This is a genomic window from Lysobacter sp. P5_C4, from assembly GCF_054049695.1.
Genome location: NZ_JBFULX010000001.1, coordinates 806,603 through 831,718 on the forward strand (window position 1 = coordinate 806,603; position 25,116 = coordinate 831,718).

The 25,116-nt window shown below is 66.2% G+C and carries 23 protein-coding genes and 1 pseudogene; 10 read left to right on the forward strand and 14 right to left on the reverse strand.

The genetic code is table 11. The features are described from left to right. Positions 1–2: 2 nt before the first annotated feature. Genes eno through pyrG form a run of 3 tightly spaced genes read right to left on the reverse strand, consistent with a single transcriptional unit; the run spans position 3 to position 3,804 of the window. Positions 3–1,286 carry a phosphopyruvate hydratase gene (gene eno, locus ACXJJ8_RS03840; protein ID WP_499027049.1) on the reverse strand — a complete coding sequence of 428 codons (1,284 nt, stop codon included), beginning with the start codon at positions 1,284–1,286 and terminating at the stop codon, positions 3–5. Then, the gene (kdsA, locus tag ACXJJ8_RS03845) at positions 1,283–2,122 is read right to left on the reverse strand and encodes a 3-deoxy-8-phosphooctulonate synthase (RefSeq protein WP_499027050.1); all 840 of its coding nucleotides are present in this window, start codon (positions 2,120–2,122) and stop codon (positions 1,283–1,285) included. The genes eno and kdsA overlap by 4 nt, the downstream gene beginning before the upstream one ends. Beyond that, positions 2,119–3,804, reverse strand: a complete 1,686-nt coding sequence (gene pyrG / locus ACXJJ8_RS03850; protein WP_499027052.1) for a CTP synthase — start codon at positions 3,802–3,804, stop codon at positions 2,119–2,121. The genes kdsA and pyrG overlap by 4 nt, the downstream gene beginning before the upstream one ends. A gap of 119 nt (positions 3,805–3,923) precedes the next feature. Between pyrG and parE the strand changes: the two genes are divergently transcribed. Next, on the forward strand, positions 3,924–5,822 hold the full coding sequence (gene parE / locus ACXJJ8_RS03855) for a DNA topoisomerase IV subunit B (RefSeq protein ID WP_499027054.1): 1,899 nt from the start codon (positions 3,924–3,926) through the stop codon (positions 5,820–5,822). Between the two features lie 94 nt (positions 5,823–5,916). Next, positions 5,917–7,902, forward strand: coding sequence for an alpha/beta hydrolase family protein (locus tag ACXJJ8_RS03860; protein ID WP_499027056.1), 1,986 nt, complete (start codon positions 5,917–5,919; stop codon positions 7,900–7,902). 54 nt (positions 7,903–7,956) lie between these two features. On the opposite strand, the gene hutG is transcribed toward ACXJJ8_RS03860, so the two are convergent. Beyond that, positions 7,957–8,742 carry an N-formylglutamate deformylase gene (gene hutG, locus ACXJJ8_RS03865; RefSeq protein ID WP_499027058.1) on the reverse strand — a complete coding sequence of 262 codons (786 nt, stop codon included), beginning with the start codon at positions 8,740–8,742 and terminating at the stop codon, positions 7,957–7,959. A 17-nt stretch (positions 8,743–8,759) separates the two neighbouring features. After that, complete coding sequence (locus tag ACXJJ8_RS03870; RefSeq protein WP_499027059.1) at positions 8,760–10,022, reverse strand: NAD(P)/FAD-dependent oxidoreductase; 1,263 nt, start codon at positions 10,020–10,022, stop codon at positions 8,760–8,762. Positions 10,023–10,217: 195 nt separating this feature from the next. Between ACXJJ8_RS03870 and ACXJJ8_RS03875 the strand changes: the two genes are divergently transcribed. After that, positions 10,218–11,822 carry a M4 family metallopeptidase gene (locus tag ACXJJ8_RS03875; RefSeq protein ID WP_499027061.1) on the forward strand — a complete coding sequence of 535 codons (1,605 nt, stop codon included), beginning with the start codon at positions 10,218–10,220 and terminating at the stop codon, positions 11,820–11,822. Between the two features lie 49 nt (positions 11,823–11,871). Here ACXJJ8_RS03875 and ACXJJ8_RS03880 read toward each other — a convergent pair whose 3' ends face one another. Next, positions 11,872–13,341: a DUF418 domain-containing protein gene (locus tag ACXJJ8_RS03880; protein ID WP_499027062.1), complete on the reverse strand. Its 1,470-nt coding sequence runs from the start codon at positions 13,339–13,341 to the stop codon at positions 11,872–11,874. Positions 13,342–13,427: 86 nt separating this feature from the next. After that, positions 13,428–13,922: an FKBP-type peptidyl-prolyl cis-trans isomerase gene (locus ACXJJ8_RS03885; RefSeq protein ID WP_499027063.1), complete on the reverse strand. Its 495-nt coding sequence runs from the start codon at positions 13,920–13,922 to the stop codon at positions 13,428–13,430. 82 nt (positions 13,923–14,004) lie between these two features. Between ACXJJ8_RS03885 and ACXJJ8_RS03890 the strand changes: the two genes are divergently transcribed. Both ACXJJ8_RS03890 and ACXJJ8_RS03895 read left to right on the forward strand, forming a co-directional pair. Then, complete coding sequence (locus tag ACXJJ8_RS03890; RefSeq protein ID WP_499027064.1) at positions 14,005–14,589, forward strand: C40 family peptidase; 585 nt, start codon at positions 14,005–14,007, stop codon at positions 14,587–14,589. A 202-nt stretch (positions 14,590–14,791) separates the two neighbouring features. Continuing rightward, positions 14,792–15,391, forward strand: a complete 600-nt coding sequence (locus ACXJJ8_RS03895; RefSeq protein ID WP_499027199.1) for a C40 family peptidase — start codon at positions 14,792–14,794, stop codon at positions 15,389–15,391. A gap of 53 nt (positions 15,392–15,444) precedes the next feature. Here ACXJJ8_RS03895 and ACXJJ8_RS03900 read toward each other — a convergent pair whose 3' ends face one another. After that, entirely contained in the window at positions 15,445–15,906 is a 462-nt protein-coding gene (locus ACXJJ8_RS03900) for an acyl-CoA thioesterase (protein ID WP_499027065.1), read from the reverse strand. A 117-nt stretch (positions 15,907–16,023) separates the two neighbouring features. Here ACXJJ8_RS03900 and ACXJJ8_RS03905 point away from each other — a divergent pair, with 117 nt between their 5' ends. The 3 genes and pseudogenes from ACXJJ8_RS03905 (at position 16,024) to ACXJJ8_RS03915 (ending at position 18,137) form a co-directional block, all read left to right on the forward strand. Then, the gene (locus ACXJJ8_RS03905; protein WP_499027066.1) at positions 16,024–16,455 is read left to right on the forward strand and encodes a hypothetical protein; all 432 of its coding nucleotides are present in this window, start codon (positions 16,024–16,026) and stop codon (positions 16,453–16,455) included. A gap of 11 nt (positions 16,456–16,466) precedes the next feature. Continuing rightward, positions 16,467–17,361, forward strand: a pseudogene (gene bla, locus ACXJJ8_RS03910) (subclass B3 metallo-beta-lactamase). Positions 17,362–17,711: 350 nt separating this feature from the next. Next, positions 17,712–18,137: a hypothetical protein gene (locus ACXJJ8_RS03915; RefSeq protein WP_499027067.1), complete on the forward strand. Its 426-nt coding sequence runs from the start codon at positions 17,712–17,714 to the stop codon at positions 18,135–18,137. 242 nt (positions 18,138–18,379) lie between these two features. On the opposite strand, the gene ACXJJ8_RS03920 is transcribed toward ACXJJ8_RS03915, so the two are convergent. Continuing rightward, on the reverse strand, positions 18,380–18,826 hold the full coding sequence (locus ACXJJ8_RS03920) for a GNAT family N-acetyltransferase (protein ID WP_499027068.1): 447 nt from the start codon (positions 18,824–18,826) through the stop codon (positions 18,380–18,382). Then, positions 18,823–20,148: a dicarboxylate/amino acid:cation symporter gene (locus ACXJJ8_RS03925; protein ID WP_499027069.1), complete on the reverse strand. Its 1,326-nt coding sequence runs from the start codon at positions 20,146–20,148 to the stop codon at positions 18,823–18,825. Before ACXJJ8_RS03925 ends, ACXJJ8_RS03920 begins: the two co-directional genes overlap by 4 nt. A 118-nt stretch (positions 20,149–20,266) precedes the next feature. Here ACXJJ8_RS03925 and ACXJJ8_RS03930 point away from each other — a divergent pair, with 118 nt between their 5' ends. Further along, positions 20,267–21,898 (forward strand): alkaline phosphatase, encoded by a 1,632-nt coding sequence (locus tag ACXJJ8_RS03930; RefSeq protein ID WP_499027071.1) that lies wholly within the window; start codon positions 20,267–20,269, stop codon positions 21,896–21,898. Here ACXJJ8_RS03930 and ACXJJ8_RS03935 read toward each other — a convergent pair. Next, positions 21,895–22,485, reverse strand: coding sequence for a methyltransferase (locus ACXJJ8_RS03935; RefSeq protein ID WP_499027073.1), 591 nt, complete (start codon positions 22,483–22,485; stop codon positions 21,895–21,897). The two genes, ACXJJ8_RS03930 and ACXJJ8_RS03935, sit on opposite strands and share 4 nt — an antisense overlap. Before the next feature lie 18 nt (positions 22,486–22,503). Between ACXJJ8_RS03935 and ACXJJ8_RS03940 the strand changes: the two genes are divergently transcribed. Then, positions 22,504–22,923, forward strand: coding sequence for a CopD family protein (locus ACXJJ8_RS03940; protein ID WP_499027074.1), 420 nt, complete (start codon positions 22,504–22,506; stop codon positions 22,921–22,923). Between the two features lie 18 nt (positions 22,924–22,941). Here the strand turns inward: ACXJJ8_RS03940 and ACXJJ8_RS03945 are convergent, their stop codons facing one another. The 3 genes from ACXJJ8_RS03945 to ACXJJ8_RS03955 all read right to left on the reverse strand — a co-directional run bounded on the left by ACXJJ8_RS03945 (position 22,942) and on the right by ACXJJ8_RS03955 (position 25,068). Continuing rightward, positions 22,942–23,895, reverse strand: a complete 954-nt coding sequence (locus ACXJJ8_RS03945) for a sensor domain-containing protein (RefSeq protein WP_499027076.1) — start codon at positions 23,893–23,895, stop codon at positions 22,942–22,944. Beyond that, positions 23,892–24,272, reverse strand: a complete 381-nt coding sequence (locus ACXJJ8_RS03950; protein ID WP_499027078.1) for a PadR family transcriptional regulator — start codon at positions 24,270–24,272, stop codon at positions 23,892–23,894. The genes ACXJJ8_RS03945 and ACXJJ8_RS03950 overlap by 4 nt, the downstream gene beginning before the upstream one ends. A gap of 94 nt (positions 24,273–24,366) precedes the next feature. Then, positions 24,367–25,068 (reverse strand): arylesterase, encoded by a 702-nt coding sequence (locus ACXJJ8_RS03955; protein ID WP_499027079.1) that lies wholly within the window; start codon positions 25,066–25,068, stop codon positions 24,367–24,369. Between the last annotated feature and the right edge of the window lie 48 nt (positions 25,069–25,116).

Below are 25,116 nucleotides of genomic sequence, written 5' to 3' on the forward strand. Positions count from 1 at the left end.
CCTCAGCGCCTCAGCGACACGAACGCGTTGCGGCCGGCGTAACGCGCCGCGGGGCCGAGCTGCTCTTCGATGCGCAGCAACTGGTTGTACTTGGCCACGCGATCGGAGCGGCACAGCGAACCGGTCTTGATCTGCGTCGCGGTGGTGGCCACCGCGATGTCGGCGATCGTCGTGTCCTCGGTTTCGCCCGAACGGTGCGAGACGATGGCCGCGTAACGCGCCTTGTCGGCCATCGCGATGGCTTCCAGGGTTTCGGTCAGCGTGCCGATCTGGTTGACCTTGATCAGGATCGCGTTGGCGACGCCCTGCTCGATGCCGTCCTTGAAGATGCGCGGATTGGTGACGAACAGATCGTCGCCGACCAGCTGCACCTTCTCGCCCAGGCGCTGCGTGAGCTGCTTCCAGCCGGCCCAGTCGTGTTCGCCCATGCCGTCTTCGATCGTGATGATCGGATACTGCGCACACCAGCCGGCGAGGAAATCGACGAACTGTTCCGACGTCAGGCGCTTGCCTTCGCCGGTGAGGTTGTATTTGCCGTTCTCGAAGAATTCGCTGGAGGCGACATCCAGGCCGAGCACCACGTCTTCGCCGGCGCGATGACCGGCCTTGCCGATCGCCTCGAGGATGGTTTCCAGCGCTTCCTCGTTCGAACGCAGGTCCGGCGCGAAGCCGCCTTCGTCGCCGACCGCCGTGCTCAGGCCGCGGCCCTTCAGCACCGACTTCAGCGCGTGGAAGATCTCGGTTCCGGCGCGCAGGGATTCGGCGAACGAATCGAAGCCGACGGGCAACACCATGAATTCCTGCAGGTCGACGTTGTTGTCGGCGTGCGCGCCGCCGTTGACGATGTTCATCATCGGCACGGGGAGCTCGACGGCTGCGCCGTTGGACAAGGACTGCCACAGCGGCAGCTTGCGCGACGCGGCGACCGCATGCGCATTGGCGAGCGACACAGCGAGCAGCGCGTTCGCGCCCAGGCGGCCCTTGTTCTCGGTGCCGTCCAGGTCGATCAGGCGGCGGTCGAGCGCTTCCTGGTCGCCTTCGAAACCGTGCAGCGCATTGGCGATCGCGGTGTTGACGTTGGCGACCGCGGTTTTCACGCCCTTGCCGAGGTACCGCGTCTTGTCGCCGTCGCGCAGTTCGACCGCTTCCTTCGTACCCGTCGAGGCGCCCGAAGGCACCATCGCGCGGCCGAAGCTGCCGTCGGCGAGCGTGACCTCCGCTTCGAGGGTGGGATTGCCGCGGCTGTCGAGGATTTCGCGCGCGTGGATCTTTGCGATGGTTGTCATTGGGTCAGTGTGTTTTCCAGGAATCCGTTCTTCTTCGTGATCCGGTCGATTTCCAGCAGCGTTTCGAGCAACGCGCGCATCTTCGGCAGCGGCCACGCGTTGGGACCGTCGCTGAGCGCCTTGTCCGGATCGGGGTGCGTTTCCATGAAGATGCCCGCGATGCCCACGGCCATCGCCGCGCGCGCGAGCACCGGCACGAATTCACGCTGCCCGCCGCTCTTGCCGTCCGCGCCGCCGGGCAACTGCACCGAATGCGTGGCGTCGAACACCACCGGGCAATGCGTGTCGCGCATCACCGACAGCGAACGCATGTCGCTGACGAGGTTGTTGTAGCCGAAGCTCGCGCCGCGCTCGCAGACCATGATCTGTTCGTTGCCGGTTTCCTTCGCCTTGTTGGCGACGTGCTTCATTTCCCACGGCGACAGGAACTGGCCCTTCTTGATGTTCACCGGCTTGCCGGCGCTGGCGACATTGCGGATGAAATCGGTCTGGCGGCACAGGAAGGCCGGCGTCTGCAGCACGTCGACCACGCTCGCCACTTCATTCATCGGCGTGTATTCGTGGACGTCGGTCAGCGTGGGCACGCCGAGCTGGCGCTTTACTTCGGCCAGGACTTTCAAACCTTCTTCCAGCCCGGGGCCGCGGAAGCTCGTGCCGGACGTGCGATTGGCCTTGTCGAAGCTGGACTTGAAGATGAAGGGAATGCCGAGCTCGCTGGTGATTTCCTTCAGCGTGCCCGCGGTATCGAGCTGCAACTGCATCGATTCGATGACGCACGGACCGGCGATGAGGAAGAACGGTTTGTCGAGGCCGACCTCGAAATGCGCGAGCTTCATGCGCTCGCCTCCTTCAACAGCCGGCCACCGGCCTTGTGTTCGCGCGCGGCGCGGACGAAGCCGACGAACAGTGGATGGCCGTCGCGCGGCGTGGACAGGAATTCCGGGTGCGCCTGGCACGCAAGGAACCACGGGTGCGTGGCCTGCGGCAGTTCGACCATCTCCACGAGCAGGTCGTCCATCGATTTCGCGCTGATGACCAGGCCCGCGTCCTCGAGCTGCGTGCGATAGCGGTTGTTGAACTCGTAGCGATGGCGATGGCGTTCGCCGACGACATCCTTGCCGTACAGCTTGTGCGCGAGCGTGCCGGGTTTGACGCGCTGGTCCTGCAACCCCAGGCGCATCGTGCCGCCAAGATCGCTTTCTTCGTTGCGGCGTTCGACATCGCCCGTCGCCGTGCGCCATTCGGTGATCAGGCCGATCACCGGATGTTCGCTGCGCTTGTCGTTCTCGGTGGAATTGGCGTCGGACAGGTGGAGCACGTGGCGTGCGTAGTCGACCACCGCCGCCTGCATGCCGTAGCAGATGCCGAAGTACGGGACCTGGTGCTCGCGCGCGTAACGCGCGGTCATCACCTTGCCTTCGAAGCCGCGATCGCCGAAGCCACCGGGCACGAGGATGCCGTCGACGCCTTCGAGCGCCTTCGCGCCGTCCTTCTCGACGTCCGAGGATTCCATCCACTTCAGGCGCACGCGCGTGCGCTGGCGCAGGCCGCCGTGCTTGAGCGCCTCGGCGAGCGACTTGTACGCGTCCTGGTGGTCGACGTATTTGCCGACGACCGCGATGGTGACATCGTCGACCGGATGCTCGGCGGCATCGACGACGGCTTCCCATTCGGAGAGGTCGGCCTCGGCCTTCGCCTTGCCCGACAGGGCCAGCCGCTCGACGACGATCCTGTCGAGCCCTTGGGCGTGCAGCCACATCGGGATCTTGTAGATGTTGTCCAGGTCGACGGCCGAGATGACCGCCTTCTCCGGCACGTTCGTGAACGAGGCGATCTTGCGGCGCTCGCCGTCGGGCAGCGGTTGCTCGCTGCGGCACAGCAGGATGTCGGGCTGGATGCCGATGGAGCGCAGTTCCTTCACTGAGTGCTGCGTCGGCTTGGTCTTCAGCTCGCCGGCAGCGGCAATGTAGGGCACCAGGGTGAGGTGCATGAACTGCGCGCCCTCGGGGCCGCGTTCGGTGCGGATCTGGCGGATCGCTTCGAGGAAGGGCAGCGACTCGATGTCGCCCACCGTGCCGCCGATCTCGACCAGGCCCACGTCGAACCCGGCGGTCGCATCGTCGATGCAACGCTTGATCTCGTCGGTGATGTGCGGGATGACCTGCACGGTGCCGCCGAGGTAGTCGCCGCGGCGCTCCTTGCGGATCACGTTCTCGTAGATGCGGCCGGTGGTGACCGAGTGCTTCCGCGACAGGCGCACGCGGATGAAGCGCTCGTAGTGGCCGAGGTCGAGGTCGGTTTCGGCGCCGTCGTCGGTGACGTACACCTCGCCGTGCTGGAACGGGCTCATCGTGCCCGGATCGACGTTGATGTAGGGGTCGAGCTTCATCATCGTCACGCGCAGGCCGCGCGCTTCGAGGATGGCGGCCAGCGAGGCCGCGGCGATGCCCTTGCCGAGCGAGGAGACCACGCCGCCCGTGACGAATACGAGCGGCGTCCTGGAAACTGGAGGCGTCATGGGAAAGCGGGCTTCCGGAAAGCCGTAGTCTACCGGTAGCGGGCCCGACCCGCGACCCCGGCCTGCGCCGGGCCGTTCACGCTATCCTGCGTGACGAACGACCGGAACCCCCGCACGCGATGAATTCCCGCTACAACGCCGCCGACATCGAAGTCCTGTCCGGGCTCGATCCGGTCAAACGCCGCCCCGGCATGTATACCGACACGGCGCGCCCGAACCACCTCGCCCAGGAAGTGGTCGACAACGCCGTCGACGAAGCCCTGGCCGGCCACGCCGACACCATCGAAGTCGTGTTGTTCAGCGACGGCAGCGCGGAGGTCTCCGACAACGGCCGCGGCATGCCGGTGGACATCCACCCCGAGGAGAAGATCCCGGGCGTCGAGCTGATCCTCACGCGCCTCCACGCGGGCGGCAAGTTCAGCAACAAGAACTACACCTTCTCCGGCGGCCTGCACGGCGTGGGCGTGAGCGTGGTCAATGCGCTGTCGAAGAAGGTCGAAGTCTTCATCAAACGCGACGGCAACGAATACAAGATGGGCTTCGCCAACGGCGATCGCACGTCAAAGCTGGAAGTCGTCGGCTCGGTCGGCAAGAAGAACACGGGCACGCGCCTGCGCTTCTGGCCCGACGCGAAGTATTTCGACACCAATAAATTCAACCTGCGCTCGCTGAAGCACCTGCTGCGCGCGAAGGCCGTGTTGTGCCCCGGTTTGACGGTCGGCCTGTTCGACGAAGCCACCGGCGAACGCGTGCAATGGCTCTACGAAGATGGCCTGCGCGATTACCTGCGCGGTGAGCTCAACGCCGAAGGCCAGCGCGAGATCCTCCCGCCGGAGTTGTTCGTCGGTTCGCTGAAGAAGGACACCGAGGTCGTCGACTGGGCCGTCGCATGGCTGCCCGAGGGCGAGCTGGTGCAGGAAAGCTACGTCAACCTGATTCCCACCGCGCAGCACGGCACGCACGTCAACGGCCTGCGCACCGGCTTCACCGATGCGCTGCGCGAGTTTTGCGATTTCCGCAACCTGCTGCCGCGCGGCGTGAAGCTCGCGCCGGAAGACGTGTGGGACCGCGTGGCCTTCGTGCTGTCGGTGAAGATGACCGACCCGCAGTTCAGCGGGCAGACCAAGGAACGTTTGTCGTCGCGCCAGGCCGCCGGTTTCGTCGAAGGCGCCGCGCACGATGCGTTCTCGCTGTGGCTGAACCAGCACACCGAAATGGGCGCGCGCATCGCGCAGCTGGCGATCGAACGCGCCAGCGCGCGCCTGAAGACCGAGAAACAGATCGTCCGCAAGAAGGTCACGCAGGGCCCCGCCCTGCCCGGCAAGCTCGCCGACTGCATTTCGCAGGATCTCTCGCGCACCGAGCTGTTCCTGGTCGAAGGCGATTCGGCGGGCGGCAGCGCGCGCCAGGCACGCGACAAGGATTTCCAGGCGATCCTCCCGCTGCGCGGCAAGATCCTCAACACCTGGGAAGTCGCCTCCGGCAGCGTGCTGGCGTCCACCGAAGTGCACGACCTCGCGGTCGCCATCGGCTGCGATCCGGGCAAGGACGACATCACGGGCCTGCGCTACGGCAAGGTCATCATCCTCGCCGACGCCGACTCCGACGGCCTGCACATCGCCACGCTGCTCACCGCGCTGTTCCTCAAGCACTTCCCCGCGCTGGTCGGCGCGGGACACGTGTTCGTCGCGATGCCGCCATTGTTCCGCGTCGACGTGGGCAAGCAGGTGTTCTACGCACTGGACGAAGAAGAAAAGCGCCTGCTGCTGGAACGCATCGAACGCGAGAAGCTCAAGGGCGCGGTGCACGTCACCCGCTTCAAGGGCCTGGGCGAAATGAACCCGCAGCAGTTGCGCGAGTCGACCATCCACCCCGACACGCGCCGCCTGGTGCAGCTCACGGTCGATGACGACGGCGAGACGCGCTCGCTCATGGACATGTTGCTGGCCAAGAAACGCGCTGGCGATCGCAAGATTTGGCTCGAAGCCAAGGGCGATCTCGCCACCCTCGAGGTGTGATCCGCTACCGGAAGCGCACCACCATGGTGCGCCGCCCGTCGGTTCGGTAACCTTGCGCTCGCCTCGGGGAGAGGCTCAGCACAGGAAGTCCGCAATGCATCGCACCACACTTGCGCGCTGGCTCGGCGCGCTCGCGTTCGTCGCCGCACCCGCGATGGCCCAACAGATTCCGGTCGAGGATTTCGCAAGGTATCCCGACCTCGACGAGGTCGCGCTGTCGCCCACCGGCGAATACATCGCCCTGGCCGTGCCGTCCGTGGACGGCAAGGAAACCAACCTGCAGATCGCGCGCGTCAAGGATGGCTCGACCGTCCAGACGCTGCGCTTCGGCCAAAACTCGCACGTGATGGACGTGACCTGGACCGACGACGACCAGGTCACCGTGCAGCGCGCCAAGCGCTTCCCGCTCGAGCAGTTCAAGAGCAACCTCGGCGAACTGATGTCGACCGACATCACCGGCAAGAAGCAGCGCACTCTGTTCGCCTTCATCCCGGACGACGGTGCACGCACCGGCCGCAACAAGGACATGGGCTGGGCCATCATGGCCGGCGCGCTCGACAAGGAGCCGGGCAAGGCGCTGGTCAAGTTCTACTGCTGGCCCTCGCAGTGCGGCGAAGACGGCGACACCGTCGTGTTCAAGGTGGACACGCGCACCGGCGCACGCCAGGAAATCGAACGCATCAAGGACGGCGACGTCGACAGCCAGTTGGTCTGGGACCACGACGGCATCGCGCGCGTGGCCTACTCGCAGTCCAAGGATGGCGTGCCGCGCATGTCGTACCGCCCGACGCCTTCCTCGCCGTGGACGCCGCTCCCGAAGTCGATCGCCGGCTACGCAATCGAAGGCGGATACATCGCCGAAGACAACAACACCCTCTATGCGCGCGTCTCGGACGACCAGGAAGCCACGACGCTCTACAAGATCGATCTGGCCGCCGGTACGCGCACCAAGATCGTGGGCCGCGACGGCGTGGATGTCGGCACGATCATGACGGGCGGCCGCAAGGGCGTGCCCTTCGGCGTGACCTACACCTCGCCGGGCCCCGCCGTGCAGTACTTCGACCCGAACAGCGAGTGGGCAAAGTTGCACGCGGGCCTGATGCAGCGCTTCAAGGGCCGGATGGTGTATTTCCTGCAGTTCACGCGCGACGACCAGAAGCTGTTGTTCTGGACGGCCAGCGACCGCGCGCCCGGCGACTACTACGTGCTCGACCGCGCCAACGGCAACAAGATCGTCCAGATCGGCGCGCGCAGGCCCTGGCTGGAAGGCAAGCAGGTCGCGCAGATGAAGCCGGTCGAGTTCACCACCCGCGATGGCGCGAAGGTGTACGGCTATTACACCGCACCGGTCGGTGCGGCGCCCGGCCCGCAGCCGCTCGTGGTCATGCCCCACGGCGGCCCGTTCGGTGTTTCCGACACCTGGGGCTGGGAAGACGACGTGCAGTTCCTCGCCAGCCGCGGCTACGCGGTGCTGCAGGTCAACTATCGCGGCTCCAGTGGCCGCGGTGACAAATTCTCGAACCAGGCCTTCAAGCAGTGGGGAGGGATGATCCAGAACGACATCACCGACGGCGTGCAGTACGCGATCGACCAGAAGCTCGCCGATCCGAACCGCATCTGCATGTACGGCGCCTCCTTCGGCGGCTACTCGGCGTTGATGCAGCCGATCCTCAACCCCGGCATGTACAAGTGCGCCATCGGCTACGTAGGCGTGTACGACCTGCCGCTGCTCAGCAGGAGCAAGGAAACCGAATCCGAGGACATCGAACGGTGGTACGCGCGTTCGCTCGGTACCGACATGGCGGCGCTGGCCACGCAGTCGCCCGCCAAGCGCGCGAAGGAAATCAAGGTGCCGGTGATGCTGGTCCACGGCAAGGCCGACGACAACGTCGGCATGAACCAGTTCCGTGCGATGGAAGGCGCGCTCAAGGACGCCGGCCAGACCCCGGAAGTGATGCTGGGCAACGGTGAAGGCCACGGGTTCGCCAATCCGCAGAACATCGCGGAGCTTTACCGCCGCATGCAGACGTTCCTGGACAAGTACATCGGTCCGAACGCGAAGGTTGCGGGCGCGCCGTAACGCGCGCGCGATGGCGACACGAAGAAGGGCGGCTTCCGGGCCGCCCTTTTTTTATCATCGGGCGATCGCTGCCGCGAGCAATCGCAGGATCACATCCTGCGCGCGGGCCGCACGCACCGCGTCGTACTCGAACGAATCCTCGTCCATGTAAAGGCGCTGGCTCATTTCGAGTTGCACGGCGTCGATGCCGTCGCCGGGCGCGGCGTAGTGGCGCGTGATGTACCCGCCCTTGAAGCGCCCGTTGCTCACCCAGTCGAATTCGCTCTGCGCAGCGAGCACGCTTTCCAGCTTCGCCTGCAACGCGGGCGAACAACTCGCGCCGCCGGACGTGCCGAGATTGAGATCCGGCAAGCGCCCGTCGAACAGGAACGGCAAGTCGCTGCCGCGGATCGTGTGGCCTTCCCACAACACGACGCGGCCGTGCGCATCGCGCAGGCGACGCAACTCGCCTTGCAGCGCTTCGTGATACGGGCGCCAGTACGTCTCCACGCGTTGCGCGATTTCGGTTTCGTCCGGCGCCTGCCCTTCGAGATACACCGGATCTCCCGTGAATTGCACCGCCGGGCACAGGCCCGTCGTGTTCTGGCCCGGGTACAGCGAGGTGTCGTCGGGCGGTCGATTGAGATCGACGACGTAGCGCGAATGGCGCGGCCGCAGGATCGACGCACCGAGTGCGCGCGCGACTTCGTACAGTCGCGCCACGTGCCAATCGGTGTCGGGTGCGATGCGCGCCCGTTCGACCATGCGCGCTGCTAGCGCGGGTGGAATGGCGCTGCCGTCGTGCGGCAGGCTGACCAGGAGCGGCGCGGTGCCGCGATGCAGCTCGAAGATGGCGTCCATGACGCCGGAGTTTATTCTCAAGCGAACCGTGAAGGTGCGTAGGGCGCAGGATCAATCGCAGGCGTGCGCCCGGTGACCAGGTCGGCGATGAGTTGACCGGTGCCGGTGCTCATGCCGATGCCCATCATGCCGTGGCCCGTCGCGAGCCAGATGCCTTCGCGGCGCGGCACCGGGCCGATGATCGGGATGTCGTCGCAGGTCATCGGGCGCCAGCCGAACCAGCGCTCGCGTACGACCGGGCCAACGGGTTCGTGCAGGTATTCCGCCGCGCCGCGTTCGAGCGCGGACAGGCGCCGCGCATTGAGCGTGTCGTCGAAGCCGGAAAACTCCATCGTGCTGCCGAGCCGATACCCACTCGGCCACGCCGTCACGCACACCTGGCGTTCGCGCAACACCAGCGGATGCTTCGGCACGCGCGCCGGCGGATCGTAGGTGATCGAATAGCCCTTGCCCGGCTGCATCGCGCCGCGCAAACCGGCGAGCCCGATCGCTTCGGCCAGGCGCGGCGTCCATGCGCCGAGCGCGCACACGATTTCGCGCGCACGCCAGGTGCCGGTGGAGGTGCGCACGCGCCATGCATCGCCGTCGCGTTCGATCGCTTGCAGCGCGCAGCCTTCGACGATCTGCCCGCCCTTTCCGCGGAATGCGCGCGCGAGTTCGTCCACGTAGCGATCGGGGCGCAGTGCGGCGTCGCCGGCGAAACGAATCGCGCCGGCGACACCGGGTTTCAACGCCGGTTCGAGCGCTTCGTACTCGGCGCCGTCGAACACCTCGACCTGCACGCCGAGATCGCGCAGCAAGGGCGCTTCGCTGTAGTCGTGCGCCATGCGCCGCGCGTCGCGGAACACGTAGTCCTCGCCGGATTCGACGAATTCGCATTCCAGCGCGAGGTCGCGGATCCATTCGCCCAACCGCACGCGCGAATCATTGAGCAACGCGCCCTTCGCGCGCGCGCTGTGTTCGAAGTCGCGCACGTTGCAACGTGCGGCGAAGCGCAGCAGCCAGCGCCACAACAGCGGATCGATACGCGGACGGATATACAGCGGTGCATCGGGCTGCAACATCATGCGCAGTGCGCTCTGGATCATGCCCGGTTGCGCGAGCGGGCCCGCGTGGCTGGGCGTGATCGTGCCGCAGTTGCCGTGGGATGCGCCCGCGCCGACGTGCCTGGCTTCGATCAACACGACGTGACGGCCCGCCTCGCGCAAGGCGATCGCGGAGCATAGCCCTACGGCCCCTCCCCCGACGATGAGGGTTTCGACAGTCGTCGTGTCCTGCATCTGTGCGTGACTCAGCGGAATCGCGTGAAGTGGCGTTGACCGACATGAAGCCGTTCAGCGTCCTGTTGTGGCGCAGCATGACATTCCTGCGCGTTGCACAACAGAGTCGCCTGACCCGGTGCATGGCAAGGCCGGGGAGCACAGGCCCGGACCACGAACCGGGCCACCTACCACCGACTCAGGGGTTCCATTCGAATGCATTCCAACGCTCGTGTACTGCACATGGCCGTGCTCGCTGGCCTCGCTGTCCTCTCCGCCCCGGCGATCGCCGGCAAATCCAACCCCGCCGCCACCCAGCGCGCCAACGATCTGCTGGCCACGCACGGCGCCGCTGCGCAACGCGCCACCGGCGATGCCTTCGTCGTGCGCGACACCATCGTCGACGCCGACGGCACCGAACACGTCCGCTTCGACCGCACCTACCGCGGTCTGCCGGTCATCGGCGGCGACGTGGTCGTGCATTCGCGCAACGGGCAGTTCAAGTCGGCCTCGCTTGGCATGAAGACCCGCGAACGCCCGCTCCTGCGCGCCACGCGCAGCGCGGACGATGCCATCCTCGCCGCCGGCGCCGATTTCAACGGCACGCTGCACGACATCGGCAGCCAGGGCCTGGTGATCTATGCGGGCGGCGCGCGCCCCGCGCTGGCCTACGAAATCCGCGTCCGCGGTGTTTCCAAGCGCGACGGTGACGCCGACATGCGTTACTTCATCGACGCGAAGTCCGGCAAGGTGCTCGACAAGTGGAACCGGATCCAGACGACCGCGGCAACGGGCGTAGGCCAGACGCTGTTCCTCGGCGACGTGTCGATCGTCGCCGATTCGACCGGCAGCGGCTACCAGTTGGTCGATCCCACGCGCGGCGGCGGCAACACGCGCGACGGCAAGGGCAAGGTCATCGACACCGTCTACAACACGGCTGCGATCATGACCGACGCCGACAACAACTGGGGCAACAACAGCGAGTCGTCGGTCGCCTCCGAAGCCTCGGACGCGCACTACGGCGTCGCCACCACCTGGGACTTCTACAAGACGATCTTCAACCGGAGCGGCATCTACAACGACGGCGTCGGCGTGAAGAGCGTGGTCAACATCATGTTCCGCAATGGCGGCCCGGCGACGGGCGGCAACGCGGCGTGGTACGGCGCGCCGTACAAGTTCATGGCCTATGGCCTGGGGACCTCGAGCTGGTTCCCGGTCGTCGCCATCGACGTCGCGGGCCACGAGATGACGCATGGCGTGACCGAAGCGACGGCGGGCCTGACCTACTCCAACGACGCCGGCGGCCTCAACGAATCCTCCTCGGACATCATGGGCACGATGGTCGAGTACTTCGCCAACAACGCCGCCGACGTGCCGGACTACATGATCGGCGAGAAGATCTACCGCTCCAACCCGACGGGCCATACGGCGCTGCGCTACATGTTCCGCCCCGGCGATGCGGACGGCGGTCGTTCGTACAACTGCTATCCGGCGGGCGGGCTGACCGGCGTGGATCCGCATTACTCCTCGGGCCCTGGCAACCACTTCTTCTACCTGTTGGCCGAAGGCGCGGTGAATCCCCCGGGCTTCAACTACACGCCTTCGCAACTGGTGTGCAACGGCGACACCGGCGTGACCGGCATCGGCCGCGACGCCGCGCAGCGCATCTACTATCGCGCGCTGACGGTGTATTTCACCTCCACCGAGACCTATCCGAAGGCGCGTGCCGATACGTTGAAGGCGGCGGCCGATCTGTATGGGTCGGGTTCGACGCAATACAACGCCGTCGCGCGTGCGTGGAGCGCGGTTTCGGTCAACTGACCTTCGCGCGACAAAACGGAAACGGCCCGCAGTGCGGGCCGTTTTCTTTTCATGCCGGTTGCAATCGTTCCTGGCGCATCAACGGCGCGCGCAGGTAGGTGACCGCACGCCACGCCCATTCCAGCGGGCCGTAGCGGAAGCGCTTGAGCCACAGGTTCGCCAGCACCAGCAACACCGCGAACACCGCGACGCACCAGAGCAACTGCCACGCCCGCCCCATGCCGTAGTAGCCCAGTCCATACCCGTAGAAGAACAGCGTGCCGATCACCGACATCGCGATGTAAACGCTGAGCGCCATGCGCCCGGCCTGCGCGAAGGGTGCGACGAACCCGCGCAGGCGCGGCGAATGGAACAGCAGCACGATCGCGGCGACGTAGCCCAGGCACGCAGGCAGCGACGCGATCAACATCAGGCCCTGCGAGAAGGTGAACAAGGCATCGTTGATGCCGCGTACGTGCGTGGTGGCGATCGCCGCGCCGACGACCGACAGCCCGATGCCGAAGGGAATGCCGAACAGCGCGAGTTTCCTGTAGAAGTCCAGGTGCGCGGCAGGCTGCGTCATCAGCCCCGAACGGATGAACCACGCACCGAGCAGGAACATGCCGAGCACGAAGCTCAGCGAGAACGGAATGTGGCTCAGCGCATCCTTCGGCCATTCGCCCAGGCGGAACGCGACGTTGTCCGCGTATGAACCCATCGCATTGAGGCGGCGCTCGGTCGCGACCTTGTCGTCGTGTTCCTTGTAGGCCTTCGCGCGCTCGGCGAGCGACTTGATCAATTCGGTGCGTTCGGCCGGCGTCTTGGCATCCACGCGCGCGGCGCGGTCGCGTTCGGCCTGCGTCGCCTGCGGCGTGACCAGGCCCATGACCAGCATGCCCATGCACGGCAACAGGAACAGCGTGAGCCCTGCATTGCGCAATCCGTTGACGGGCCACTTGCCGATTGCCCAGGCGGGGAGGCCGAGGAGGAGCAACACGCCGCCGAACGCGAGCGCCGGCGCCCAGATCATCTGGTGCCAGCCCGCGACCCATGCGATGCCCGATGCCGCCGCCGCAATGAACGCGATCACCGCGATCCACAACAATCGCTTCGGATTGCCGTGGAAAACGATCAGCAGGAACGCCGCCGCCATCGCGTAATCGAACAGGATGTCGCCGTTCCAGATGAACACGCAATGCAGGAAACCGAACAGCGCGAGCGCGAGCGTGCGGCGAATGTAAGGCGCGAGGAACGGCCGTCCCGCGGCCTGCGCGCGCGACAGCATGACCGCGAAGCCCATGCCGAACAGCAGCGAGAACATCGTCCAGAACTTGCTGCGGATGAAAACGTGGACGAACCAGCCGGCCCAGTAGTCGATGCCGGTGATGCCCCCCGGCAAGCCGATGTCGAGCTGGCTGATCGGCCGATTGAAGAACTCGACGTTCATCAGGAGGATGCCGAACAGCGCGACCCCGCGGATGACGTCGAGCGTCGTGATGCGGTCGTGCGTTGCGATCGGCGTGAAGCGTGTTTCGGTCATGGTGCCCTCCGTGTGGCGGGATTACGCCACGCGGAGGGCCGGTCGGTCAGGGCCGGAAGTCAGTGGGACGACAGGCCGGTTCCCTGTCAGTGGTGATGCCCGCCATCGCCGTGCACGTGGCCGTGCTCCAGCTCTTCGGCGGTGGCTTCGCGCACTTCGACGATCTCGACGTCGAAGTGCAGGTCCTTGCCGGCCATCGGGTGGTTGAGGTCGACGTCGACCACGCTCATGCCGACCTTCTGGATCGTCACCGCGCGCGGGCCGAAGTTGGTGTTCAGCACGACCTGCATGCCGGGGGCCAGGCGCTGGTTGCCGAAATGCTTCTTCGGCACGCGCTGGCTCAGGCCTTCCTTGATTTCGCCGTAGGCATCGGTGGCCGCGACGTCGACGCCGAACTTGTCGCCGGCCTCGTGGCCTTCCATTGCCGTCTCCAGGCCCGGGATGATGTTGCCGTGGCCAATCAGGATGGCGAGCGGCTCGCGGTCGGTCGAGGATTCGATCGCGGTCTCGCCGGCTTCATGGGCGGCACGCTCGTTGACGGTGTAATGGAAGCGGACGACGCGGTCTTTTTCGATCTTCATCGGGGTTCCGGTGGCCTTGCGATGCGCAGGCACGATGGGGGCGCTTGCTAGCGCCGCGTGAAAGCGGCCACACTCGACGACGATGAAAGTCGATCGCAGCACGGCCCGCGGGGTCGCGCATTATCCGGGCATCGCGGCACCCGCGCCAGCGCGGGCGCGCCTTCTCCTTTTAATGGTCGCCACCGTGCTGCTCGCATCCTGCGGCGGCGGGCCGGAGGTGCGCGCGCCCGCGCCGAGCGCGCGCGTGGCGATGCCGCGCGCCTGGCCCGTGATCGAGCCAGCCGACCCGGCGCGCGCCAACGCAGTGCTGATGCGCGCCATCGGCCTGGTCGGCACGCCCTATCGCTGGGGCGGCAACACGCCCGAGGGTGGCTTCGACTGCAGCGGGTTGGTGAACTACGTCTTCCACGACATGGCGGCGGTGCAGTTGCCCCGCACCTCGCGGGATCTTGCTGCATCGGGTGGCCCCAAGGTCGCCGTCGACCGCCTGGCCGCAGCCGACCTGGTGTTCTTCTCCAGCGGCAGCGCGGTCACGCACGTGGGCATTTATGTCGGCGAAGGGCGCTTCGTCCATGCCCCGAGCACGGGCGGGACGGTGCGGCTGGACCATCTCGATGGCCCGTATTGGGCCCAGCACTACGCCGGCGCCCGACGGGTCCTCCGATAGAGCGCATTCAGAAAATCAAGCGGCCATTGCGGGCGCATGAATACGAAGGACGGTCACGAATCTTGCATGGGTTCACGCGGCGCTAACGCTTTTTGAACCTTCACCCCGTCGTCAGCCGGTAAGGTCGCCCGGACCTCGATTCAGTGATGGCTTCGTGACGACCAACGCAACAACCGCCCAGCCCGCCACCACCGCCCAGCGCATGCGCGCGGGCGCGTTCCGACTGATTTGCGCCGCCGCGCTGTGCGTCGCCGCCACCAATGCCTTCGCCCAGGACGCCACCGTCGTGGCGGCCGGCACGCAGTCCGCCGTGCAGCTCGACACGCCGGACACGATGGCCGCGCACCTCAAGGTGCGCCCGATCTTCGGCGACCTGGCCGAGCTCGATCCCAATGCCGTCCTCGACCAACAGCAGAAGCCCAAGCTGACCGAGCGCATCTCCGGCGTCCTCAGCAAGGCCATGTCGCTCCTCGGCACGCCCTATCGCTGGGGCGGGGAGTCCACCGACGGTTTCGACTGCAGTGGCCTGGTCGGTTACGTCTACCGCAGTGTGCTCGGCATGGAACTGCCGCGTGTCTCGCGCCAGATGGCGACGACCGGCGAAGCCGTCGACCGCTCGGCCCTGGCGCCGGGCGACCTGGTCTTCTTCGGCCTGCGCGGCCGCGTGACCCACGTCGGCATCTACGTCGGCGAAGGCCGCTTCCTGCATGCGCCGAGCCGCGGCAAGGACGTGCGCGTGGACAGCCTGGCGTCGAGCTACTGGTCCGGTCGTTACCTGCAGGGCCGCCGCGTCGCGATGTAGTCGCCGCTGCGACGCATGCATTCGAAGGCCGCCGAAAGGCGGCCTTCTGCATTTCAGGGGGCCGCCGGGTCGCGCACGGCCTGCATCATCCGGTCGGCTTCCTCGGCCATCGCGCGGTCCTCGTCGGTCAACGGCACCCAGGGCGGGACCGGCACCGGTTTGCCTTCGACGCCGTCGAGCGCCACGAACACGATGATGCAATGCGTGCACAGCCGCCCTTCCCCGCCCATGGGGTCGCGGGCGCGGACGTCGACGGCGAACTGCATCGAACTGGTACCCGTGCGCGCGAGCGTCGCCGACACCGTCACCAGGTCGCCGATGCGTACCGGGGCGACGAAGCGGATGCCGCCGACCGCGACGGTGACGCAGTACTTCCCGCTCCATCCGACCGCCGCCGCATACCCGGCCTGGTCGATCCATTTCATGACGACGCCGCCATGCACCTTGCCGCCGTAGTTGACGTCGGAGGGTTCGGCGAGGAACCGCAGGTTGAGGTTGCGCTGGTGTCCGGCCATGGGCGCGGGATCCGACGACGGAGACGCCGGCGAGTCTACGCCGCCGGTGCGAAGGACGCCTTGCAGCGTGCGCGCGCGCAAGTGCATCCTGATGCGAACACCACGGAGCGACACACGATGGGCAAGGCGATCCTGCAATGCGTGCTCGGCGTGCTCGCCGGCCTGGTCGTGATGTACATCGTCATCGCCGGCATCGAATACGCCAGCCACCTGCTGTATCCGCCGCCGCCGGGCCTGGATCCGAAGGAGACCGCCAACCTCGCCGCCATCCTCGCCGCCGCGCCGTTCGCCGCGCTGGCGATGCTCGTGCTCGCCTGGGTCGCCGGCGCGTTCGCCGGCGGTTGGGTCGCCGCGAAGATCTCGCGCGCATGGCCACGCACCGCGGCGATCGTCGTCGCACTCTTCGTCTTGCTGGGCGTGATCGGGATGATCCTCATCGTGCCGAATCATCCGACGTGGGTCGCGATCCTCGGGGTCGTGCTGCCCGTCCCCATGGCCTTGCTCGGCGCGCGGCTCGCGCGGCCGACGCGCGCCGTTTCCGTCAACTGACCCGGTCCGCCATGCATCTGCCATTTCGCGCGACGCGCGTCGCCGTCGCCTTGTTGTCGCTTTCGGCGCTCTCTTCCTTCGCCGCCGATGCACCGCGACGCGAGCAGCCCTTGCCGCAATCCGGTGCCTACGAGGTGCCCGACGCATGGCGCCAGCCGATCGCGCCGCTGCAATTGGCCGACCACACCTGGTACATCGGCACAGAATCGATCAGCGCGATCCTGGTCGTGACGCCCGAAGGCGCGTTGCTGATCGACGGCGGCATGCCGCAGGCCGCGGAGATGTTGCTGGCGAACATGCGCAAGATCGGCGTCGCGCCGAACCAGTTGCGCTGGCTGCTCGTCTCGCACGCGCACGCCGATCACGCCGGCCCGGTCGCTGCGTTGCGACGCGCGACGGGTGCGCGCGTCGTCGCCAACGCCGAATCCGCGGCGATGCTCGCCAGGGGCGGCACCGACGACATTCATTTCGGCGACGGCATCACCTTTCCGCCTGCGCAGGTCGATCGTTATTGCAGGACGCCGAAGTCGTCGAACTCGGTGCGATGCGCCTCACGGGTCATTTCACGCCGGGCCACACGCCTGGCAGCACGAGTTGGACGTGGACGGACACGAAGGACGGCAAGCCGATGCGCATCGCTTACGTCGATAGCCTCAGTGCACCGGGCTACAAGTTGATCGGCAATGCGCGGTTTCCGCGGATCGTGGAGGCGTACAAGCACACGTTCGATGTCGTGCGGAAGCTACCGTGCGATGTGTTGATCACGCCGCATGCCGATGCAATGGGTGGACGCCGAATGATGCTGCGAACCCGCATCCGTCGCCGATGACGTGCGTCGCGTACGCGGATGGGGCCGAGGCGAAGTTCGATGCCGAGCTTGCGAAGCAGCGGGCTGCCATTCGCTAAGAGCGTCGCTCTTCGTCATTGGCGCGCCGCCCGAACGTCACCATTCGGGTCGCTTCGATCAAGGGCTTCCGCTCTAGGCGTCATTGGGGGCTGCAAAGCAAGCTTTGCAGGAATCCGATCAATTTCGCGAAGGGCAGGGCTGAAAGCCCCGCAGATTAGTGGGAGGCACTGCATCCGCCTCGACAAAGCGGACATGCGCTTGATGGGGCCATCGTCAACCTGAGCAGCATTCTGTCGTGCGCCAAGGGGTCGACGTACGTGCGTTCCGAAAGTTGAACACGCCTGGCAGGAGGCATACTTGCTACCTTTCGGCGTCACACGAATCAAATCCAGGTGTCAGGCCTTTGGACATGCCCATACCGCATTCGCTGACCCAAGAGCTGATCTATGGCGCGCTTTATTCCGCGCTCGATCTTACGAATTCAATTCTTCAAATCTGGCTGACGCTTACATTTGCCGTAATCGTATCCACATACGTCGCGAGTAAGCGATTCGATAAGCCCATGTATCTGCTGGTATCGGGCCTGTATGCGTTCGCGTCCGTCATACAAATACTCAGATTCTGCAGCGCCGCTTTCCAAGCCTTTTACTACAAGGAACTGCTGGTCAGTCGCGGTTGGGAGCCTTGGCCCGTGCCAAACATCGTTTCAGTCCTGATTGGAGCCGGCTCGGTTTTGCTCATGGTCGCCGGGACGATTGGCACGCTTTGGTTCGTTCGCGTTACCTGGAAAAGCGTCGACTCCCTGCAAAATGCCAATTCCGTGCCAAAGGCCTAACACCGCCGTCCATCTCCCCCGTAGGGAGATGGCCAAGGCGGCTTCCACCATCGCTGTTGAAAACGATCGGCTCCCTGCAAAGCTTGCTTTGCAGCCCCCAATGACAGCTCGGGCGAAAGCCCGTTGATCGAAGCGACCCGCAAGGTGATGCCCCAGCGTGGGGAGTTTCAAATTTTTTTCCCAAAAAAATTTGGAACTCCCCACGTTCGGGCGGCGCGCTGATAGGTTCGTGGCGCGCTCTACTACAAACCCAAATGCGCGACACTTTTCTCGCCAGCGGGACCCATCACGTACTCCATGTTCACAGCGACAGGCGCGCTTTCGACGAACCCGAACTTCGCATAGAGGTGTTTGGCGTCGCCATCGGCCACCAACGATACATAAGCAGACGGCGGAACATTCGCCAACAACCAGGCATCGAGCGCCGCAACGACACGCTTGCCCAGGCCCTGTCCTTGCAACCCAGGTACGACCGCAATGTCGACAATCAGGAAGAAACAACCGTTGTCGCCAACCACTCGCCCCATGCCGACGACCTCGCCATCGCGCTCCAACCGCACGCCGTAGACGGTGTTGGGCAAACCACGCTCGGCGCACTCGCGCGAAATCGGATGCATGCCGGCCGCGGTGCGCACCCGCAAGTAATCATCGACCGCCGGGAAACGCTCGACCAGAACGATCTCGCTCATGCCGGCTCCCTCGCATGCTCCACCCCGACATTGCTCGATGCCGCCTCGTACACCGTGCGGTCGAGCAACCCGGTTTCCTTCGCGACCAGGACCGGCACCAACATTTGACCGGTGACGTTGGTCATCGTGCGCATCATGTCGAGCACCCGGTCGATCGCGTACAGATACCCGATCGCCTCCAGCGGCAAGCCCGCGGCGCTCAACACCACCGTCGCCATGATGACCGCCGTGCCCGGCACGCCCGCGGTGCCGAAACTGCCGAGCACCGACGCCAATGCGATCGTCACGTACGTGCCCGCGTGCAACTCGATGCCCGAATACTGCGCGATGAACACCGCGGCCAGCGCCGGATAGATCGCGCCGCAGCCGTCCATCTTGATGCTTGCGCCGAGCGGCACGGCGAAGGCGGCGTAATCCTTGTCGACGCCGTGGTTGTGCTCGACCGCGCGCAACGAAACGGGCATGGCCGCGAAACTGCTGGAGGCGACGAAGCCGACCTGCATCGCCGGCGCCGCGCCGCGGAAGAACTTCAGCGGATTGAGGCCGTGGATCAGCAACAACGCGCCATACACGACGACGATCTGCACGATGCACGCGATGAACAAGGCGATGACGAAGTTGCCCAGCGGCAACAGCTTCTCGAAGCCGTACGCGCCGACCAGGCCCGCAATCAAACCAAACGTGCCCAGCGGCGTGAATTCCAGCACGAAGCGCGTGACCTGGATCATCGTGTCGTTCGCTTCGCGTGCCAGCAGGCGCAGGTTCGTGGCTTTTTCGCCGAGCTTCACGAACGCGAAGCCGATCAGGCCCGCGAAGAAGATCACCTGCAGGATCGTGGAGTTGCTCGGCACGATGACGCTCGTGCCGTCGGCCGTCTTGCCCGCGGCGGTCGCCGACAACGCGCGGAAGGGATTCTGCGGGACGATGTTGAGCAGCACGTCGAGCGGGCCGGGCACGTTCTTCGGCGTGTAGTCCGATGCGATCGCCAAGGCGCCGACGCCGACGCCCGGCTTCACGATCCAGCCCACGGCAAGGCCCACGCACACCGCAAGCACGGCCGTGACCGCGAACCACGCGAACGTGCGCCCCGCGAGTGCGGCGATCGATTTCTGACCGTGCAATGCGCCGACCGCATTGATCACCGCGAACAACACGAGCGGGATCGCGATCATCTTGATCAGGTTGACGTACACATCGCCCAGCGGCTGGAACCACCGCTCGGCCGCGGGACCCATCAACCAGCCTGCGAGCGCGCCCAGCACGAAACCGGCGAGCACGCGCTGCCAGAAGGGAATCCGCAACCAGCCTGCAACCAATGCCATCGCACCATCCACGGAAAGTCGAACGCCGACCTTAGCCGAGCGGCCGTCGTGGTCGCGAGTGCATGGGCGGAACAGCGGCGTTCCGTATCATCGCCCTTCCCTCTCCACCGGTGGCCCCATGCGCTTGTCGCCCGTCGCCCTCGCCGCGCTCCTCACCGCCTGCGCCAGCGCGCCCGGCACGCAACCGGCGGCGATCTCCGCGCCGCCCCACGCCATCGTCGTCCCGCAGGTCCACCACCCCGACGGCGAAACCGCCGCCTGGTGGTACCGCGCCGGCGCCGCGCGCGCGGCGGGCAACGGCGCGATGCAGGGCCACGCGCGCAACGTGATCATTTTCCTGGGCGACGGCATGAGCTTGCCGACGGTGGCGGCCGCGCGCATCCTCGCCGGCCAGCGCGCTGGCAATCCGGGCGAAGAAACGCTGCTGGCGTTCGAGGCGTTCCCGAACACCGCGCTCAGCCGGACGTACAACACCGACTACCAGACACCGGATTCGGCGGGGACGATGACCGCCATCGCGACCGGCGTGAAAACGCGACTGGGCGTGATCGGCATCGGGCCGGGCAATGCACGCGGCGATTGCGGAGCGGTGGAAGACAACACCTTGCTCAGCATCGTCGAACTCGGCGAATCGGCGGGGCTGTCGACCGGCGTGGTCACCACCACGCGACTCACGCATGCCACGCCGGCCTCCGTCTTCGCGCACGGGCCCGATCGCAATTGGGAAGACGACAGCTACCTGCCCGCGGCGAAGGCGGCGGCGGGGTGTCGCGATCTGGCTGCGCAGTTCGTCGACTTCGGTTTCGGCGACGGCATCGATGTCGCACTTGCCGGCGGTCGCGCGAAGTTCACGCCGAACACGCAGGCCGACGTCGGCACGCCCTCCGCGAAGGGCATGCGCAAGGACGGCCGGAATCTCGTCGCCGAATGGCAGGCGAAGTATCAGGACGGGGCGTATGCCACGAATGCGACGCAACTGGCGCAAGCAAGGGATGCGCCGCGCGTGCTCGGTCTGTTCGCGCCGCAGCATCTGTCGTACACGGCCGATCGCAAGGCCGATACGCCGGAGCCGACGCTCGCGGAGATGACGGGTGCCGCGATCACGCACCTGCAACGCAATGCGAAGGGCTACGTGCTGCTGGTCGAAGGCGGCCGCATCGACCACGCGCACCACGACGGCAACGCGCGGCGCGCGCTCGAGGAAACCATCGCGTTCTCCGATGCGGTGCGCACCGCCGACGAAGCGACCAGCGACGACACCCTGATCCTGGTCACCGCCGATCACGCGCACACGATGTATTTCGCCGGTTATCCGAAGCGCGGCAATCCGATCCTCGACAAGGTGCGCGGCATCAGCGGCGAGGATTCGTCGGGCAGCGAATACGCGGTCGACAGGAATGGCCAGCCCTACACCACGCTTGGCTACGCGAACGGCCCGGGCTACGTGGCGCCCAAACCCGGTGCGAGGCGCCCTGATCTGGACGATGTCGATACGCAAGCCGTCGACTACCTGCAGGAAGCGCTGGTCCCGATGGGCGCGGAAACCCACGGCGGCGACGATGTCGGCGTCTGGGCGAAGGGCCCGGGTGCGGAGGCCGTGCGCGGCAGTGTCGAGGAAAACGTGTTGTTCCACTTCCTCGTACAGGCCACGCCGGTGTTGCGCGCGCGGTTGTGCGCGGCGAAGACGTGCAATGCCGACGGTGTGCCGGTCGAATTGCCGAAGCCCGCGGATTTCAAGCCCGCGCGCTAACCGATTTCCAGCGCCGTCGCGCGCTCCCTGAGCGCCGGCGACAACCAAAGATGCGAGCCGACCTGCGCGAAGCCCACCGCGTCGAACCGCTTGCGGTAGAAGGCCGCCGGCCGCGCCTGGAAGTCGTGTTCGTCCCCGACCGCGTGGTCTTCGCGTGCGAAGGCTTCGAGGAAGGCGACGCCGCCGCACAGGTCCGCCAGGCCCTGCAGCCCGCGGTCGAGCTCGCGCGTGGGCAGGTAATGCAGCACGTCGCTGCAGACCAGCAGATCGGCGGGCGCGCAGGGTCGCAGATGTTCGAAATCGCCGAAGCGCGCCAAGTGCAGGTTGCGGCTGCGCCCGTAACGGTGCACCGCGTATTCGCTCGAATCGAAGGCGAGGTAACGCAGGCCGGGCCGCAGTTTCAGCAACGGTGCGCGCCAGGCGGCTTCGCCGGCGCCAATGTCGAGCACCGTGCGGATCGGCCGTTCGAGATGGTATTCGGCCGCCGCGACGGCCATGGCCACCTTGCGCGCCAGGCGGGCGCGGTCGCCGATGCCGCCCCGGCGGTACCAGCGGTCGAAGTATGCTTGGTCGTAATTCTTTTCCATTCCGAGATGCTAACGCCCATGGCCTACTTCTGGACAAAGACCGCGCACCTGGTGTTCGTCATGGCCTGGATGGGCGGCGTTTTCTACCTGCCGCGCATCCTCGTCAACATCGCCGAAGCCGGCGACGTGCCCGCAGTCCGCGCGCGCCTGGTGCTGATGGGCAAGCGCCTCTACCGCTTCGGGCACGTGATGTTCGGGTTCGCCTTCGCATTCGGCCTGGTGTTGTGGCTGCACTTCCACATGAGCGGTGGCTGGTTGCACGCCAAGCTCACCCTCGTCGCGTTGATGCTGGTGCATTACACGCTGGCGGGGCGCTGGCTGAAGGGCGTCGAGAAGGGCAATCCGTTGCCCTCCCCGACCGCGTTGCGCTGGTTCAACGAAGTGCCGGTCCTGCTGCTGGTCGGCATCGTGTTCCTGGTGCTCGCGAAACCCTTTTGAAAAACCGCTTTCCGATGCTCACGCGTACTGCGCACTCTTCACGAGCAGGTGCTTGGCGAGAAGCCCGTGCATCTTGCCGATGCCACGGGCCAGGTGCAGCGTGCCGAAGAGCAGCAGGACGCCGACGACGAACACGAACGGATACGACCACCAACCGAGCGTCGAGCCGACGTAGAAGTCGTTGAGCACGATCGGCCCGACGTCGTAGTGGTTGAGCCACCAACCATCGAACGCGCCGAAGCCCATGAGCACGGGCGCGGCGACGAGCGACACCGCCACCGTCAACAACGTCACCATCAGCGTGAAATAGAGAATGCCCAGCGGCAACATCGCGACCATGTAGAGCAGCGTCGACCACGTGCGCGGGTCGGAGAACATGTTGCTGATCCGATCGACCCATCCCTTGCCGCGCGCCGAATACAACGGCCGGCGCGGCATGCGTTCGCCGAGCATGGTTTCCACGATGCGGCCCTCGACCAGCGAAAGGATGCGCACCGAGCCGAGGAACAGGATCGCGACCGGGATGCCGATGATCAGGATCGACAGGCCCGCCGATAGCGACAACCCGACCACGACCCAGGTGAAGTAGAAGATGCCGGTCGCCAGGGCGAGCACCGAGTAGAACAACGCACCGTACGTGCGCGGGTCCGCGGCGACGCCGAAGAACTTGCCCAGCGCCGATTCGCGCGGCGCCGGTCGCGGCTGGCGCAATGCGGTCTGCACGCGCACTTCCGTGTCGCGATAGATGTCCGCGACTTCGTGCGGCGCGCCGTAGCTGCCGGCGACCGATGCGATGACGTCGGCTTCGGGCATGCCGGGGTTTTCGGCCAGCTCCGAGCGCAGGTATTCCTCGGCGTCGTAGAGCGCGTCCTGCACGAGCGCGGGGTCGGAGCCGGCGAGCGCTTCGCGCAGTTGCTCGAGGTATTCGGGGATCGAGTGTGGAAGGCGGACGCTGTTGTCGAACGCGTTCATGGCAGGAGTCCTTCGAGGACGGAGTCGACGGAAGTACGGGTGGCGCGCCAGGCGGCGGTCCATTCGGAAAGCGCGGTGCGCCCGGCGGGCGTGATCGCGTAATAGCGGCGCGGCGGGCCGGCGATCGAGGGTTCGACGTGGCTGCCGAGGAAGCCGGCGTTCTCGAGATTGCGCAGCACCGGGTACAGGGCACTCTGCTTGCCGCTGAGGACGCCCTCCCCGCTGCGTTCGAGGGTCTTGGCGATCTGGTAGCCGTACATCGGCCCCGGCGCCGTGGCGAGCACGGCCAGCAGGGCGAGCGAAACGGTGCCCGCGCTCAGCTCGCGCTGGAACTTGCGCAGGGCTTGGTCGAGGGCATCGCGGTCGGGGGTGTCCATCGCTGGCCGGTGGTCACTAGGTTGAAGCGCAGACTAGTACGCAGTTCGATCTAGTGAATGTGCCACTAGTCACCCCGGCTTGGGGGACACAGGATTACTTCAACATTGGCCCCAGGGTCTTCCACACATGGTCCCGCAGCTTGGGCTGCGCGCCCGCCACGGGGTGGAGGTTGTCGTCCTGGAAGTTCGCGCGGTCGCGGGCGATGGGTTCCAGCAGGAAGGGAATCAGCGGCACCGTGTATTGCTTCGCAAGCGTGCTGTAGTTGCCTTCGAAGCCCTGCGTGTATTCGCGGCCGTAGTTCGGCGGGATACGCATGCCGACCAGCAGCACCTGGGCGCCGGCGGTCTTCGAGGCCTTGATCATGCGTTCGAGATTGGCTTTGGTCTGCGCCAGCGGTAGCCCGCGCAAGCCGTCGTTGCCGCCCAGCGCGATGAGGACGAGCTTGGGCTGCACACGCTTGAGTTCGCCGTCGATGCGCGCGGCGCCGCCGGCGGTGGTCTCACCGCTGATGCTCGCGTTCACCACGCGCCAGGCGGGTTTCTCCTGCGCGATGCGGCCGGCAGTCAACGCCACCCAACCTTGCGAAGCGGCCAGGCCGTAAGCGGCGGAGAGCGAATCGCCCATGACCAGAACCGTGCGCTGCGCAGTTGCAGGCGCCTTCGCGGGCACCGCGGCATGCAGCGGCGCGAACAATCCCAGGCACATCGCCAATGTCGCGAACACGCGGGCGAAGGCGCGCAAGCGACCGATGGCCCATTGATTCACGCCCGTGGCTCCCGCATAAGCTTGGAACATCCCCCGCTCCTTCGCATGGTTCGCCCCCAGCATGGCCGATTCCGTTGG

Coding starts and splice junctions, on each gene's coding strand:
- ACXJJ8_RS03955 (WP_499027079.1), bottom strand. CDS start 25,068: ATGTTCCAAGCTTATGCGGGAGCCACGGGCGTGAATCAATGGGCCATC.
- ACXJJ8_RS03950 (WP_499027078.1), bottom strand. CDS start 24,272: ATGGACACCCCCGACCGCGATGCCCTCGACCAAGCCCTGCGCAAGTTC.
- ACXJJ8_RS03900 (WP_499027065.1), bottom strand. CDS start 15,906: ATGGCCGGACACCAGCGCAACCTCAACCTGCGGTTCCTCGCCGAACCC.
- ACXJJ8_RS03935 (WP_499027073.1), bottom strand. CDS start 22,485: ATGGAAAAGAATTACGACCAAGCATACTTCGACCGCTGGTACCGCCGG.
- kdsA (WP_499027050.1), bottom strand. CDS start 2,122: ATGAAGCTCGCGCATTTCGAGGTCGGCCTCGACAAACCGTTCTTCCTC.
- hutG (WP_499027058.1), bottom strand. CDS start 8,742: ATGGACGCCATCTTCGAGCTGCATCGCGGCACCGCGCCGCTCCTGGTC.
- ACXJJ8_RS03895 (WP_499027199.1), top strand. CDS start 14,792: ATGCGCGCGGGCGCGTTCCGACTGATTTGCGCCGCCGCGCTGTGCGTC.
- ACXJJ8_RS03860 (WP_499027056.1), top strand. CDS start 5,917: ATGCATCGCACCACACTTGCGCGCTGGCTCGGCGCGCTCGCGTTCGTC.
- ACXJJ8_RS03920 (WP_499027068.1), bottom strand. CDS start 18,826: ATGAGCGAGATCGTTCTGGTCGAGCGTTTCCCGGCGGTCGATGATTAC.
- parE (WP_499027054.1), top strand. CDS start 3,924: ATGAATTCCCGCTACAACGCCGCCGACATCGAAGTCCTGTCCGGGCTC.
- ACXJJ8_RS03890 (WP_499027064.1), top strand. CDS start 14,005: ATGAAAGTCGATCGCAGCACGGCCCGCGGGGTCGCGCATTATCCGGGC.
- pyrG (WP_499027052.1), bottom strand. CDS start 3,804: ATGACGCCTCCAGTTTCCAGGACGCCGCTCGTATTCGTCACGGGCGGC.
- ACXJJ8_RS03885 (WP_499027063.1), bottom strand. CDS start 13,922: ATGAAGATCGAAAAAGACCGCGTCGTCCGCTTCCATTACACCGTCAAC.
- ACXJJ8_RS03925 (WP_499027069.1), bottom strand. CDS start 20,148: ATGGCATTGGTTGCAGGCTGGTTGCGGATTCCCTTCTGGCAGCGCGTG.
- eno (WP_499027049.1), bottom strand. CDS start 1,286: ATGACAACCATCGCAAAGATCCACGCGCGCGAAATCCTCGACAGCCGC.
- ACXJJ8_RS03915 (WP_499027067.1), top strand. CDS start 17,712: ATGCCCATACCGCATTCGCTGACCCAAGAGCTGATCTATGGCGCGCTT.
- ACXJJ8_RS03930 (WP_499027071.1), top strand. CDS start 20,267: ATGCGCTTGTCGCCCGTCGCCCTCGCCGCGCTCCTCACCGCCTGCGCC.
- ACXJJ8_RS03905 (WP_499027066.1), top strand. CDS start 16,024: ATGGGCAAGGCGATCCTGCAATGCGTGCTCGGCGTGCTCGCCGGCCTG.
- ACXJJ8_RS03880 (WP_499027062.1), bottom strand. CDS start 13,341: ATGACCGAAACACGCTTCACGCCGATCGCAACGCACGACCGCATCACG.
- ACXJJ8_RS03945 (WP_499027076.1), bottom strand. CDS start 23,895: ATGAACGCGTTCGACAACAGCGTCCGCCTTCCACACTCGATCCCCGAA.
- ACXJJ8_RS03875 (WP_499027061.1), top strand. CDS start 10,218: ATGCATTCCAACGCTCGTGTACTGCACATGGCCGTGCTCGCTGGCCTC.
- ACXJJ8_RS03870 (WP_499027059.1), bottom strand. CDS start 10,022: ATGCAGGACACGACGACTGTCGAAACCCTCATCGTCGGGGGAGGGGCC.
- ACXJJ8_RS03940 (WP_499027074.1), top strand. CDS start 22,504: ATGGCCTACTTCTGGACAAAGACCGCGCACCTGGTGTTCGTCATGGCC.